12 protein-coding genes are annotated in these 15,041 nt (G+C 36.8%); 7 read left to right on the forward strand and 5 right to left on the reverse strand.

The window, feature by feature from the left end; translation table 11 throughout:
• Positions 1–182: 182 nt before the first annotated feature.
• The 3 genes from B7C60_RS02020 to B7C60_RS02030 are packed head-to-tail and all read left to right on the forward strand — an operon-like array spanning position 183 to position 1,763.
• On the forward strand, positions 183–1,175 hold the full coding sequence (locus B7C60_RS02020; RefSeq protein ID WP_245868422.1) for a tyrosine-type recombinase/integrase: 993 nt from the start codon (positions 183–185) through the stop codon (positions 1,173–1,175).
• Complete coding sequence (locus B7C60_RS02025) at positions 1,168–1,551, forward strand: hypothetical protein (protein ID WP_099610203.1); 384 nt, start codon at positions 1,168–1,170, stop codon at positions 1,549–1,551. The genes B7C60_RS02020 and B7C60_RS02025 overlap by 8 nt, the downstream gene beginning before the upstream one ends.
• 14 nt (positions 1,552–1,565) lie before the next feature.
• Entirely contained in the window at positions 1,566–1,763 is a 198-nt protein-coding gene (locus B7C60_RS02030) for a hypothetical protein (RefSeq protein ID WP_080539361.1), read from the forward strand.
• 163 nt (positions 1,764–1,926) lie between these two features.
• Here the strand turns inward: B7C60_RS02030 and B7C60_RS02035 are convergent, their stop codons facing one another.
• Entirely contained in the window at positions 1,927–4,218 is a 2,292-nt protein-coding gene (locus tag B7C60_RS02035) for an nSTAND3 domain-containing NTPase (protein ID WP_099610204.1), read from the reverse strand.
• A gap of 175 nt (positions 4,219–4,393) precedes the next feature.
• Positions 4,394–6,547: an AAA family ATPase gene (locus B7C60_RS17025; RefSeq protein ID WP_157928672.1), complete on the reverse strand. Its 2,154-nt coding sequence runs from the start codon at positions 6,545–6,547 to the stop codon at positions 4,394–4,396.
• Between the two features lie 622 nt (positions 6,548–7,169).
• Here B7C60_RS17025 and B7C60_RS02045 point away from each other — a divergent pair.
• The 4 genes from B7C60_RS02045 (at position 7,170) to abiEi (ending at position 11,615) form a co-directional block, all read left to right on the forward strand.
• A complete protein-coding gene (locus B7C60_RS02045) occupies positions 7,170–8,282 on the forward strand; it encodes a tyrosine-type recombinase/integrase (RefSeq protein ID WP_099610205.1) in 1,113 nt (370 codons plus the stop codon).
• Between the two features lie 166 nt (positions 8,283–8,448).
• The gene (locus tag B7C60_RS02050; RefSeq protein WP_099610206.1) at positions 8,449–9,963 is read left to right on the forward strand and encodes a hypothetical protein; all 1,515 of its coding nucleotides are present in this window, start codon (positions 8,449–8,451) and stop codon (positions 9,961–9,963) included.
• Between the two features lie 76 nt (positions 9,964–10,039).
• Positions 10,040–11,047, forward strand: a complete 1,008-nt coding sequence (locus B7C60_RS02055; RefSeq protein ID WP_069489843.1) for a DNA-binding protein — start codon at positions 10,040–10,042, stop codon at positions 11,045–11,047.
• Between the two features lie 46 nt (positions 11,048–11,093).
• On the forward strand, positions 11,094–11,615 hold the full coding sequence (abiEi, locus tag B7C60_RS02060) for a type IV toxin-antitoxin system AbiEi family antitoxin (RefSeq protein ID WP_172953221.1): 522 nt from the start codon (positions 11,094–11,096) through the stop codon (positions 11,613–11,615).
• A 16-nt stretch (positions 11,616–11,631) separates the two neighbouring features.
• Here abiEi and B7C60_RS02065 read toward each other — a convergent pair whose 3' ends face one another.
• The 3 genes from B7C60_RS02065 to B7C60_RS02075 form a co-directional block, all read right to left on the reverse strand.
• A complete protein-coding gene (locus B7C60_RS02065; protein ID WP_047731990.1) occupies positions 11,632–13,242 on the reverse strand; it encodes a hypothetical protein in 1,611 nt (536 codons plus the stop codon).
• Positions 13,232–14,269: a hypothetical protein gene (locus B7C60_RS02070; protein ID WP_099610209.1), complete on the reverse strand. Its 1,038-nt coding sequence runs from the start codon at positions 14,267–14,269 to the stop codon at positions 13,232–13,234. The genes B7C60_RS02065 and B7C60_RS02070 overlap by 11 nt, the downstream gene beginning before the upstream one ends.
• A gap of 226 nt (positions 14,270–14,495) precedes the next feature.
• A complete protein-coding gene (locus B7C60_RS02075) occupies positions 14,496–14,750 on the reverse strand; it encodes a helix-turn-helix domain-containing protein (RefSeq protein ID WP_031847495.1) in 255 nt (84 codons plus the stop codon).
• Between the last annotated feature and the right edge of the window lie 291 nt (positions 14,751–15,041).

Consider the following 15,041-nt stretch of genomic DNA (forward strand, 5'->3'; position numbering starts at 1 on the left):
TTATTAAGGCTATTCATGATGAATGATGGTAGTAGTTAAATAGCCTTAATTAGATCATATTTTTATTTAGATTGGTATTATCTACAAAGGTGGCGGAGATTCGCCAACAGTTCTGCTCTAATCTTCCGCATTTAGACAACCCACAGTCAAAATGTACGTCAATGAGTATGGAGACCCGAGCAATGCCTGCTCCTGCTCCTGCTCCTGAAGAAAGCCTAAACAGTCGTTTGGTTGGAGCACAAGAACTTACTACCGAGTTAAATAACTTTATTCGTAGTAAACGTCTGGAACAAGTAACGCCTTTGACTCTAACTCAATTAAATCAACGGTGTACTAACTTCTTGAACTATCTAGTCAAACAGGAGATCTGCTTATCTGCGAAAGCTGCCAACACTTACAGAGATCACTTAATTGAAAAAGGATTAAGTGCAAAGACAGTAAAAGAATACATTGCAGCCAATAAGCAGTTCTTTGATTACTGTGAACGAATTGAACTCATTGAGAAAAATGTCTTCAAAGCGATAAAAGCACCAAAAAGCCGTGGAACAAAAGCATCCCAGCAACGCGATCGGTGGCAGTTGAAAGATCTTAAAAGGCTATTTTCTAGCTCCGAATTTCGTAAAAAAGATGTCCAGTTTCAGTGGACAACTAAAGTACAAGTCTATCAAGGATGCAGGCCTTCTGAAGTTTGCCAGTTAACGACTAATGACATTCAAACAATTGAAGGCATCCCATGCATAACAGTTTCTGATTCCGAAGCTGATCAGCGGCTAAAAACGTCCAATGCTTCGCGTATTGTTCCCTTGCACAATCAATTGATAAAAGAAGGGTTTCTTGAGTATGTGCAAGAGCGCCGAGAGCAAAAGCAAAAACAGCTTTTTGATTACAAACCCCACGGTGAGAACAAAGACTGGTCATTTCGATACCGTACCAATCTAGGAAAACTACAAACAACAATTGGAATGAAGCCGAATGCACGACCAACGGCATACTCCTTCAGGCATACCTTTGTCGATGAGTTAAAGATTGCTGATACACCTGAGCACATAGTGGCTGAGATTGTTGGTCATGCTCATCCCAACATCACCTTTGGACGATACGGGAAACAAGCGAAAATTCAGCAATTGAATGAAGCAGTTAATAAATTTCTGCCAGTGGAGGTGAAGTATGCGTAAACTAGCAAACTTTGAGCTTAAAGCGATTCTAGAAGCTATTGAACATGCTGATTTTACTAATGATTATGACTTCTTTAATCTGTTAACTTGCGGGATATCAATTGAACAGATTAGAGCGGTATATAGACTTAGATCAGCTTTGCAGCGTGACTCTTCTAAAACGATCTTCGATTATCCCTTGTTCCTTGATCAAATTTACTCAAGTGTTGAGTCCTTCTACTCAGTGAAGGAAGCTCTGGGATACGAGGTTGATACCCAAGAAATAGAGCGGGAAGATAAGCTTATATTTCTTATGCAATTTCTAGCTGAAAACAAAATGCAACTCTGTATAGACCGCCGTAATACACCGTACTCTATTGCAATAAATCTAGGCTAGGAAGGAGTTTTAGTATGGAAGACATTCATGAACAGTTAGGCGTCAGCAAATCATTTCTCAATGATACATTTGTCATGATACGTGTTGCGAAAGACGGCGAAGTATGGGTTCAGTATTCCGATAAGCTCGATATACCTGCTGGCATAAAGGCTATGCGGATTGCAGCGGAAGTTCTAAAGCTAATAGCTACAGAGTCAACTAATCATAACTGACAAGGTTTTCAAACCCGAGATAAAGGCGGCTTCTAGCGAGCCGCTTTAAGAATAAGTTGGATATAAACGCGTCAGTAAATTTTTTAAGTTAGCATCTCAAGGATAATTTTATGTTTTGCAAACCTTCAATCAAGTGTTCAAATTCACTATGCGACTGTACATCTTATACCAGAAGGTTTGCAAATAGGCTTTTGATATCTGCATCACTGAACAGAACGTCTTTTTCGCTTTCTTTGGACGGTTTGGATATTGATTCAAAGGAAACATCTTCGTGTTCATCTAATTCACTTATTCGAGCATATACCGTATTCTTTGCCTCTTCTGCATCACGATTCGTAAGTTTAGATAATTCATCCAAAAATCCAATGTGGTCTGACAAATCGCTTTCTAAATCAAGCTGAGCAATAGACTCGGAAGTGCAAGAAAGTTCGAAGTCTACCCAGTGTTCTATAAGGTTTTGAATACCAAGTTCTTTACTATTAGGTATATAATAATTAACATTCTCAATTATCATATTCAAATCTTCGATATGAACGCCTTGTTTTAATATACCTCTTATTTTTTCTTCTATTGCTCTCAATAGGTCCTGTGATACTGAAGAGTTTTCTTCAATATAGTCTCTCACCCAGCAATGAAGCTCTGGTAAGTCTCGCCCATCTCTTCCCCCATCAATATCTAGATTAGAAGACTCCAGTAATTCTAGTGCCTGATCAAGAAAGTTCGAACAATTACTAAAAAACCATAAATCGAATAAAAATTCGACCCTTTCCGACAAAGATAAATCTGTAAAAGTTATGGCATACCCGTTAAATAAACCCGCATATGGCGTTTTTGACTGAGTTGGTGAGCATTGGATTTTAGTTGCAAAGCCTGAAAATGTTTGAGCGCAATACTGCAAATCTTCTGGCTCCGTAAAAACTTTCTTCATATGCGCCCATAGATTTTTTGCCCACTTTGCTTTTATGGCAACGGATGGTAGAAGTCCTAGAAACTCTTTGTCGTTAAGGTACGACTTTAGAAAGTCTTGAACAGAAGGGTTTACGAAATCAACTTTGCCGCCTGAAATGGAGATAAAACCAGATTCAAGACTCTTTAGTGACAAGTTAAAGTCTCCCTGTGATGTGGATTGGCCATAGAACGCACAAACATGTCTATGCAATTTTGAAAACTGACTCCTGAGTTCTTCTATTCTGACCCCAAAAAAAGCTTGTTGAAAAAATAGTGTTATCAGTAAGTGTTTGGAGCTAGAACTTAGAGAACGGAAAGGTTTACTCCAAATCATTTCAGGGTTGTCTAACGCATTCAATATGAAGCTAGGGTAATCAGTTGGAGAAATGTGTTCATTAAACTCACTGGACACAAAAGCTATCACGCGAGGATTATAGTTTCGATGATCTATGATATGACAAAGTAAATCACCTTTAATAAGAGACTCTACGTATTTCGGTTTCAAACACGAAATAAACAAATGGTTGAACAAAATTTCTGCTCGAACTTTACGCGTATATTTACCAACATCTAAAAGATATTTAGCTAGTTGAAACTTCGTACTGTCCACTCGATCAGATATCAACTTAGCCTCTTCAAATATATGTGCACGAGTAGTTAGTATAAATCTTGCGTTGGGAGCTTTGACCACTCTCTTTACAAAGAGTGATAAAGCATTGTCCTTCTGAAGGAGAGTCTGCCGATCTAACTCAATTCTCCCTAAAAAATCATCAAAGAAAAACACAGTTTTCTGCTCATTGTTAAGCTTGGAAAAACCATCCTCTAAAGAGTTTATTGAAACAAACTCCCAGCCTTCTTCTAGATAGTGATAAGAAACCATTTTTGCTAACGTTGTTTTGCCAACACCTGGTTGTCCCGATATAACAAGGACTTTTTCCTTTTCTAATTGTTCAATTGCTTGATGTAAGCTTGGGTTCACTACATAGACTGCCAGTTCTTCGAGAATCTCTTCTTTAGTCGCTTGTGTGTAGGCCTCCAGTCCAGACTGTAAAATTCGCTCTAATACAGCAGAACTTGATAGCCATAACTTCATATGTTTCTTTTCAATATTGGGAAAATCTCGAAGTGCAGCTTCAATATCCTCCTTGCCTATAAGATCATTGCTATTCAGAATATGTGGGGACAGTACCTGCGTTAATTGAGAAGTTTTATTTGGAGTAAGTGAGTGAGATGTGAAGAACAGATATTGTTTGGGTTCTAGTATATCTAACTTTCTTTTCTCTTTTTCTGCATTTTTTTTTAAGCCTGAAAAGGAGGTCTTCGAGTAGTGCTTACACTGCATAATAATGTCACCTTCCGCTGTCGAATGGCGTCCATCAATTCCACCGTCTGGGCCTGGGCCGAATGCAGAGAAGCTGACTCCCATTTTCTGTGATGCAATATCTCTACACAATTCTTCGAAGTCAATAGGTGATAAGTTATCTAAGTTGCTCATTTTTAACATCATTCCATATCGTTGCGACCCACGCCTTGGTGTTAACACGAGCCTACAGACGTAGTTTCCAATCCAATTGAGAGTATCCCTCTTCAATCGTGAAGGTTAACTCATGTCTAAAACCCATTGAATGACTAATATACTTCATTGAAAAGTAAGCACCATTTTTAGGTGCCTACTAACAAAGTTAAAGTTCTCTTAATCTTTTGAGTATCTGCTCTCGCTCTTTTTTAAGAGCCTTATCTGTGATGTCTATGGCTGGCTGAAAGATATTCATATCCATTTCAAAGTGATTAAACTCATTTAGAAGAGTTTTCTTAGACATGAAGAAAACACGATGTTGTATTTTTTCTCGTTCACTTCCCTTAAATGAAGCGAATATAATATTAGACAGCATATCGTGTTTCTTTGTATTGATGTTGTATGTATCAACTAAAACTTTTTCAACATGTAGTCTTAAATACAGGTACGTGAGTGTATGCCTTAGTGTTTTTGAAAGTAGAGGGTAAGCCTCATTCTTTAATGGATTGAATTTTGTATAGTCCCAACTAATAATATCCTTCGCCGATACATTATAAACTGCACTTAGAACTCTATCTGAAAATAGCTTCTCATAAATTTCTGTAACATTAATTATTTCATCACAATAACCGTGCATTAACTGATTTAATTTGTTTTTTTCTTCGTTTAAACCTAGAATTTGACAGAAACCACGCATAAATGGGACTAGAGATATCAGAAACTGTTTTTCGTCATCAATTTCGTCTTTTATATCCCCTCTTAATAGGTTTAGAAATTCATGGATATACAAAAGAATCGACATTTCTTGTTGGTTTATTGGTGTAAACCCGTTGCTCTCACCCTCAATATTGTTGAAGTAATACAAGTTTAGGCACTGTTTCGCTTGATGTTCTAAGAGTTTGATTAAATCTGTGTTATGGGTGAGGATTAGCGTCTTTTTAGAAAATAAGAAGCTTAAGATCGCATAGGCTAGTTTGTTTTTGTATATGGAATCAAAACTCGATATCGGGTCATCAAGTACAATTAAATCACATGTCGAGTTTTTTGCTTTTAGTAGTTCAAATGCTAGTGAAAGAAAGTTCTGTTCACCATTGCTCAGCTCAAGGTCTTGTCGATTTTTGTTTAGAAAATCTTTCCCACCAAGCATAAGTCTGATGTTGTTATTAACATCGCGCTCTAGTGAAATTTCACGCTCAAGAGACTCATTTAGAAATTGTTCGATGAATAATATATCTTCACTTCCAAATGTGGGTTTATTCTTGAGTAAGGCTTGATAGGCTTCATTATCTTCTTGCAGCATGTGATTTGTTGAAGCTGTGATAAAATCATGCTTGAGTAGTTGCCAATAGACTGATTTATATTTGTTGAACTCAGTAATTAAATCCTCAATGAAAGACTTGTCAGATTTCTTTATAGCAGTTCTAACTCGATCTTTGATATTAAACGAGTCAGGCTGAGATAAGTTTTTGATAATTTTCTCTGCAATCTCCTTTTCTTTTTCATCCATCGTCTTGGATGTTTGATCAAATTGTTTATTTTTCTGAGCTAATTTAGCTACCGCATCAATAGGGTGATCGCAGACTAAGCACTCGTCTATGTAATTAAACTTATTGAGGATTGCTACAGCTTCGCTTTGTTCTTCTAGCTTGACTATGCTTTGCTCTTTTCCATTGAGCTGAAAATTGTAATTCGATAAAGCTCGAATGATAGAGTCATCTCTAGCAAAATCCTCTATGAAAAACCTTAATTTTAACTCTTCATAGTCTGGCTTTTCAGGTAGTTCATATCCATACACTGTATCAATGAATTTTTCACGATCAATTTTTTTCCCCCTAGAGCGGCTGTTTGCTATATCTGAAATATAACCTCGTATATCTCCATCTAAAATTAGCTCATCAAAATTCGTGTTCATTTTCGAAATCTGATAGTTTTTCTTGAGGAGGTCAACAAGTTCTTTTTCAAACAGAAAAGAAAAACTGTTGTTTAACTTTTCTTTAAGTTCGTATTCCTTTTTAATATTTTCACCGAGGATGAAATCCTGAGTTTCACCCTGAATTACGTTTCTGTCATTTTGGTCTGAGATTACATGGGCTATAAGAGCACCACTTTCGGTAAATTCAGTACCATCAATATTCAGTGTATATTCTACGCCTTTATCTTGATTTAAAACCTTTGATAAACTTGTTTTTCCAGTACCGTTAGGGCCATACAGGACACATACTTTCTTACTTTCAAAATCTAGTTCGTTGTTCTGCGTCAAATCTAAATATGCGTCAGTAAAAATGTTATCTTTCTTGATTTTCAATACGTTAATTTTCATGAATTTTCTTACTCAACAGATTTTTCAACAATGTAGCACGGATTTAGTTGCATATAAGAGTTGTTCATCAAGAAATTGAAAGTTACTCGTCTTCGTGAAACAAAATGGAGCCCAGTTCTGTATTTTGTCTATCCATGAGATCATGTATGGCAAAATAGTTGGCTGAGGACTACTTTTTCATGGGAGACAACGTGATGGGGATAAAAGAAAACTAGTCCGTACACTATGATATCTAAACTTTGGCTCCTTCTGCGAGAAGTGACTAAAGTTAACCAAACATGTCTTTCAGTCCATTAAGCCAAACCCAATCGTCTTAGCATTTTAGAGATTGCTACTTTCCACAATCTTCCCCTACCAACCAATCCAGTGGTTATTTTTTGACCGAACAGAGCATTTTTTTCAAAAAATTTTCTAGCTCAAAAATCTCGATAAACTCAATGTGTATAGGTTTGATAAATAATCTCAAATTCGACGTCGATTCTTTCTACGTATAGACAAACAATGTCAAAAGTAAATGTTTTATTGTTAATTTTCAATACCTTACACCATTGACGACTGTGATTTTTGGCCGTACTTTCCGTTTTGACGAATGACTTGCATTCGATAAAAAACGGAAAATATTATGAAAACTATTACAACTACAAAGTTACTAACTGTAAAAGACTACATCGACGCATATCTCATAGAGAGAAAATATTGTTCAGCTCCCTCGACATTAGCCTCCGATCTCAGCAGAACAAAGAATATAAACGAGGCATTGGGAGAGTTCGCCATCAATGCAGTTAGCCACTCTCAGATTAATACGCTTCTAGTAAGTTGGCACGAGCGCTTTAGCAACAAAACCATCAACGAACATCTGACAATCTTGCGTCGTATTTTTTTGAAAGCGGTACGTGATGGCGTAATTGCCCGAAATCCAATGAAAGGCGTACAGAACTACAAAACGGTAGAACTGGAGCCAAACCCTTTCACAAAAAAGGAATTAGCACGGATGTATGAGTGCAAGAATGTCTGTACCCAAGGACAGAATGCCGTAATGCTGAATCTGCTGACAGGTCTTCGTATCAGTGAACTAATAGCATTGTCTTGGCAAGATATAAACTGGGAACGCGAAGTGCTCTATGTCCGTCGCGCTTGTGTATTGAACATTTATAAATGCCCAAAAACTAGAGGCTCGGTACGTGAAGTTGATTTAAATCCACTTGCTTTAAAGCTATTGAAAAAGCAGCTGAAACTGACAGGAAAGCGCCGCCCACAAACAATCAACATTCTTGAATGCGACAATAAAACATTCACGAAAGACTCTGTCAGTTTCATTTTCTTAAATACGAAAACGAATCAACCTTTTACTGATGCTAAAGAATTCACTGAACGATTCTTCATTAAATTTCTAGAACAAGCGGGTGTGGCTCACAGAGGTGTTGGTCAGCTACGTCATACATTCGCTTCCCAGTGCTTAACCGCGGGGATCAGCAAAGACTGGCTCGCTGTTCAAATGGGGCATAAAAGCACAACAATGATCGACAAACACTACGGTCGATGGATTCGTGAAGATTCACCAAACTACGCAAGAGAGGCTGCGCAACACCTTCAGGAGATATTCGGCCTACCGCAAATAAAGCCAACAGTGACTTTACCTGCAGTTCCTCACTCTTCGTTAGTGTTGTTGAAAAAACTTCAGTCCAAACCACAGCTCATTCAACTTCTTGAAGGCATGCTGGAGAGCGACAGATGAGCACGGTGACCATTGAGACCAAACATAAAGTCGTACATTTTGAAAATGTGACGACATGGCAACCCGCTACGCTTCCGTCACACTTTTGCTCCGCAAAAGATGCACGGAAGCTGCGGGCAAGAGAAGGCTCTCTTGACTCTCTAACTCGACCTCAGGGAGGTCGAGAATGAGAACAATCAGACTATTCCACCGACGAATGAATTACTCTTCAACTACAGAAAGTCGTGTGAAATGCGAACACTCTCTTGCGCATTCACTGCGGATTGCTCCTCCAACTAATGCCAAAATATCCAAGAAACTTGAGTGGAACGAGGAGCTAAGTCAACACAATTTCATGTGGATAAACAACCATATTTCTCCAATAGAATCTTGGACTGAAGCTGAGCGGCTTGAACTCTTGTATAAGATTGTTCCACAGCCACGTATTCACAACCAATTAAAGCTTCAAACACAGCAGCGCCAGTATCGCCGAAAAATGAAAAACGCAATAGATAGTGAAATCAAAAGTGGTAACACGGATGCTGCTAAGTTTTTGCAGAGTATTTTAGAAACTGATGGTCATGTTTCGTACTCCTCTATTCAGAAGTTTTCTCTTTTGACAATGCAGCGCAAGAAACAGCGTCTCAAGATGCTAGAGACTTATCTGAACGCTCACAATCAGCTACAACACAGAGCGCCGACTAATAACATATTCATCCAAGAAGGGATTTTTAAGATCCCTCACAGATGGGAGGTTGGTAGTGATCTGGTGAATGCATCGGACTATATCGAGTTCACTCGGCTATTCCTTGTTCATTATTTCCCAGACTATGAAATTAAAACAATTATTTGCCATGACGATGAAAGGGATAAAAACCAAAACACAGGGTGCCACACACATTATTTTTTATCTGCGTTGAATCAGAAAACCAACAAATTTGATCTTCACAAACGCCAAATACAAGTTGTGAGCGAATACATAGAAAAAGTTACAGGGGTAAAGGATTTCTTTCCGAATGATTCAAAGTTGACACGTGAGGAGACACAAGACTTTGGGCATTACTTTCAACGAATGGTTCAGGATTTTGCGAATAAGCATTTGTGTCGTTCAAAGGGGTTGTTAGTTGAGTTTTCTACTGAAACAGAAAGGAGAACAAAGCAGCGTAAAGAAATGGATCAGCAAGCAAAACTTCCGAAAAGCCAGAGGAAAAACAACTTAAATAACTACTTGCTCAAAAGACAAGCAATACAACGCAAGGAACTCGCGAGTGATATTGAAGCTGGAAGAAGTGAACTAGACGACATTAAAACGCAAGTTGCTATTTCTACAGGCGAAAACGAAATGATCAATGAACTAAAAAGGCAAAATAGCCGAGATATTTCTGCTGAGAAAAAAGAAATCGTTCAATTGCGTGCTGAAAAGCACGCTTTAGAAAAGTTAGTTCAAAGCTTAAAAGATGACATCATCCGTCCTTTAAGCAAGTTCTGTCAGTCAGTTTTCTTGGGTTTGAAAGCTAAAGAATCAGGTCAATCACGGATGGTTGAATCATTCTTGGATAACGCCATGAAAGATATGTTGAACCTGCCACCCAGCATGCAGGTAAAAGCAAAGCTGCTGTTGGAATCAGTAGAACTACGCAAAAGTAATCTTGAGCGCAATAAGACCGACCAAAAGTCAGAAAGCGATACGTTTGAAAGGTAAGTTAGTTAAGTTCTTAACTTACTAACTTACTAACTTACTAACTTTCATTAAAAAAACAATAATAATGGTGAACCGCATGGCAAGACCGAAAACTTACACTGATGAAGACCTCATCCAAGCCGCTAATGAGCTGATTAGCAGAGGAAAGAAGCCCAGCGGGTGGCGAATTAGAGAGTATTTACAACGAGGAAAAAGCTCTTCGATTCAGGCTGATCTGGAAAAGCTCATTGCTGACGGTAGGATTCCAGAAGCACAAAATGATCCCCCATCAACAACTACTCAAGTAAGAACCTCATATGAGCTACCAGCGGAAATTCAAGAGCTTCTCGAAAGAAAGGAACATGATATCTCCACATCACTTCGAGATATTGTTATCGCTATGAATGACTGTATTCATACCCATTTTGAGTCAATTACTTACACACGCATTAGAGAAGCAGAGGCAATCAGCCAACACGCGATCAAACAAAAAGAGCAGTCTGAGGGAGAAGCTTTGGATATTGAACAGACTCTCCAAAGGGCTACAGATGCAAATGATGAACTAGAGGAGAAAATTGAAGCTCTGCAATCTGAGCTAGTCGAATCACAACACGAGAAATCTGAGTTACTAAAAAATATCAGTCAACTTACGAGTTCACTCAATCAAGCAAATGACAGGTTAGAAAACCAGCAAGATACCATTTGTGGTCTCCAAGCCAGTCTATCAAAAGTCGAGAAAGCGCATTCAGCACTAACAGTACAACGAGAATATGCACTTAACGATGTGGAAAGGCTTGAATCTCAGCTGACTGAACTATCTGAACGCTATGAGAGCACTTGTCTCAAATTAACTGAAAGTTCGATTAAGCTACAGTCAATGACAGAAGCACTGGAAAATTCTGAACGTAAGTTAAGCACTGTCCAGGATGAAAATACCGATCTTTCAGTAAATTATCGAATCTTAGAGAGTAAGCTACATGAGTATCAATCTAATATCGCAGAACTTAACCGTGTAAATCATGAACTTGAGAAGCAGCTGACGTACTTTTTAGAAGAAACTGACTCCATTTGTGATGCTGTCAATGACTCATCAAGTGGACACTAAAGTATGCTATGGTTACTCCTATCGTCTACTTATCACACTAAACAATATGGATATTCAAACGGCGTTAGAACGTCTGCATAAATTTGATAGGCAACGCATTTATGTATATACCAAGCGCAACTTGCGAAGAGTATTTTTTGATGACAGTGAAGAAGCTTTTAAGCAAAGTTTACCGCGTTTAATCAAGTTTGGGGTACTAGAACGAGCTTGCCGAGGCGTTTATGTGTTTGCTTTAAGTCGCTACAGAGGTTGTTATACCATTGAATATGTGGCTAAAAGTCTACGTCGTGGTGAATACAATTACATCTCGCTTGAATCTGCTCTTTCAGAATATGGCGTAATTTCTCAGATTCCGATTGATCGTCTGACAGTAATGACTACTGGTCGAAAAGGTGTATTCAAGACTCCATACGGGGTGATCGAATTTACACACACTGATCGCTGCGATATCGATATTCTGAACAATACAATACTGTATGACAGACCACTAAGAATCGCCACGGAGTCTGCGGCGATTCGAGATTTGAAGCGGGTTGGTAGGAATACTCATCTGATAGAAACGTACTAATTTCTTCCTATAGAACTCAGTTAATCTGTATCAAACCGCCAAACTGATTAATAATTTTTGAAAAACTATCATTATGTAATGAAGAAAGTAGCTTTCCATCCTCATGATTACTGTAATCAATAGAAGTAATACCTTGATAATTATATTTATCTTGCTGATACTCTTGCTTTTTTAGAGTAGATGTTAAAATAACTTGTTTACCTAATGAAGTATATATATCAAGCATTTTCTCTTCTTTGTATGTAGAAAGCTCACCATCTCGAAACGAATCAACAACTATTGGGAAACGGTGGCCTAGCTCTTCGTTAATCGCCAAGGTTCTACAGAAATAATATTCTTGATTATCACTTCCAGAATAGACAGTATTTTTCTTTGAAAATAAATCTTCGAAATTTAATCTTCCACTTGGATCCACTTTTTTACAATACTTATTCATTAATAAAACCAAGTGATTAATAAAATCCTTACACTCAGTTTGAGTATCTTTAAATCCCTTTTTGATAGCATTAGCTGAGCTTTCTAATTCTTTTATCTCTTTAAGTAGATCACTTGCTTGCTTGTCATATTCTTCTTCAGAACGTATGTCATCGGAAAATAATGCAATTTGAAATAAATCAACAGGAGTTTCTTTCTGGATAGTTTTCAATTTATCTTGAAGAACATTTATTTCGTGAGTTAAAGATGCACTACTCTCAATTCGAACTTCAATACTTTCGTCAATAGATTTTAGTATCTCATTTCTAACCTCAATATTGCTTACATCAAACTCTATTTCTTTGTTTTTAAAAACAATTCGATTCGACTTACAATCAGAACAAATAACCTCACCAAGTTCTAAACTTCTATTGAGTGAGTTTAACTCATTCTTTAACAACTGTAGCTTTTCAACTCTAATAGTTTCTCGGTTCCTTTTTTTCTGTCGTTCATTTATGTCTCTGGTTATTTCTTTAACTCGATTCCTTATTCTTTCTGCTCTCTCTGCATCTTGTGTTTTAGATGTTATTACAGATAGTGCTGGGTTTTTAGATACCAACATCATTTTTTTCAATATGGATTGCCGAGAAGCTTTTAAATTCTTTATCTTTTCTCTTCTTTCTACTTCATCGCCACTATCAAATATCGGTCTATCAATACCTTTCAACTGACAGAGCATAGATTTGAAGTCATCTTTTTTAAAGTAATTACTTGAAATTAAACTAGAAGGGTTTCTTTTATCTTGGCCTATAAAAAACATCTCGTAAAAGGTAGACAAATCAACGGTAACATCAATACCATTTTTGTGAACTTTAGGAAACGATCCAATTATCTTTGATAAAAATGTCCTTAAATCACTTTCCGAGTCAAATATTTTAATATTACTATTGAATTTCACTATAAAAGAGGAACCTTTTCTAATGAAATGATAATCAACAAAATCAATTTCTAGCTTAGTATAAAAGTAATATGACTTATAATCAAAACCTTCTGGCCAAATAGGGCTATTCCCAATAGCGTAAAACATTCCTTGTAATACCAGAGTTTTCCCTCGATTATTGTCATCACTAAATATTACATTTACATTATTATTGAATCTTTTCTCGCAATATGATTCGTTGCCATTTCCAATCGCAAACTCTTTAAATATCATTATTTATACCCTGAACGATCAATGAAATTAAAAACAAAATTGATAATTTATCTAAGTGTGGGGGAGTTTTCTTTACTTCTTCTTCAATGTAAGAATATAAATGATAAACATCTAATGTTTCAAATTTCTTTATGCCCTTTATTATTTTTTCTACTAGATTCCAAAAATATTTTGACGTGCCTTTATCAAAGAAAGTTCGGCTTAATCTAGAGTTGCAATCAATAATTACGTCATTCATATCATCAAAGCTGGTGCTTAACCCTTCTTTATGTATCACTTCAAAAAATCTTGTTGGTAAGCTATCTTCTTTAAAAATATTTGAAACCCCAATCAACCTGCTTATTATCAATGAGTGAAGTTTATCTTTTGTTAAATATCGATTAAGATTAAGAACTTCACTTGGAGATGATATCGATATATTTTCAATTTCACTATTTTTAAGCGATGATTGAACATCTCTTATTTCGTTAAAAATATTCTCATATGTTGTATCACTGATAATTTTTTTAGCTCTAAACTTCGTTACTTTTTTTATATAGTCTGAGCAGCTTTTTTTGTCACCAAAAAAGGTGATAGATCTTAAAAAAGAATCAAGCATGCTTTCATCAATGCTGCCATGGTTTTTTACAATAACTTCCCGTAGCTTCTTTTCTATTCTAGTTTTTGTTTTAGGAACTATATTGTCATACCCAAAGCAATCAGCTTTGCTATCTATAAGGTACGAAGCATCTAGTGGTTTACTGAACAATACATAGTCATTAAATGTAAAATCTGAAATATGGTTGTCGTAGAGCGTATATAGGCTTGAACCGATAAGTGATGGGGTAAATTTAGTATAGTTTTTACTTTGAACATCCAGCATTAAATCAAATGACTCATTCACTCCCGTTACATCATTGAAGCAATCAATAACAACTATATCAACTTTTTCACTATCTTTTCTCATACCAAATAGATAAAGCAAAGACTTAGTTTCATAGTCTGCTGATTTCTTGTTGTTTAGTTCAGTATTTTTGAATATGTACACGATCTTGGTGCCTTCCAATACAGACAACTATTCTGTCACTTTCTTATGCAACCAAATGTATCATTCATCTCATAAGGAGGGGAAGTATTGAAAGCTCTAAACGTGACGTAATTTAATAATATCAACTAAATACAACGACATTAGGTTCGCATAGAAGCAAAACTAGTTTTCCTCATACCTTTTGGGCCTTCTTGGACGAGGCAGTGTGACTAATATATAATAAGTTCTACCAATCATCAGGATCACGAAGCTTTTCTTGTTCACGGCTTACAGCTTTGTCTTGAATATGTAGCTCAAGATCTAGTGATGACAGCAGGCGCATCAGACTTTCGATACTGGACGAAGCTGGATCTCGTTCGAGCTTTGATACAGTTGTCTGTTTTAAACCAACAATATCTCCGACTTTGGTTTGGTTTCGCCTTTGATTCCTACGTACATCACGCAAGTATATTCCCAGTTGCTTAGGACTTGTTATGAGCATATCTTCCTCCAATGTAAATTAACCCCTACAGAGGATAATAGCACTTTAACCCCTAAAGGGGTTAATGTAAATTTTACCCGCGTACAGGGGTAATCAGTCATAGCTAGGATTAAGAGGTTTAGTTGGCAAGGTAAGGATGTTAGAAAATATTTTGGCTTATATGCTTGATGCCCTTGCTAAGTTCGATTGTTTTCGTATACTGATCGTGATTAACATTCGTCAACGTGACATTTGATTGATGAACGTAGAAAGCTAGAAAATTCAAGAGCTTGATATATATAGGTTTTCAAA

It is taken from the genome of Vibrio fujianensis, from assembly GCF_002749895.1.
GTDB lineage: Bacteria > Pseudomonadota > Gammaproteobacteria > Enterobacterales > Vibrionaceae > Vibrio > Vibrio fujianensis.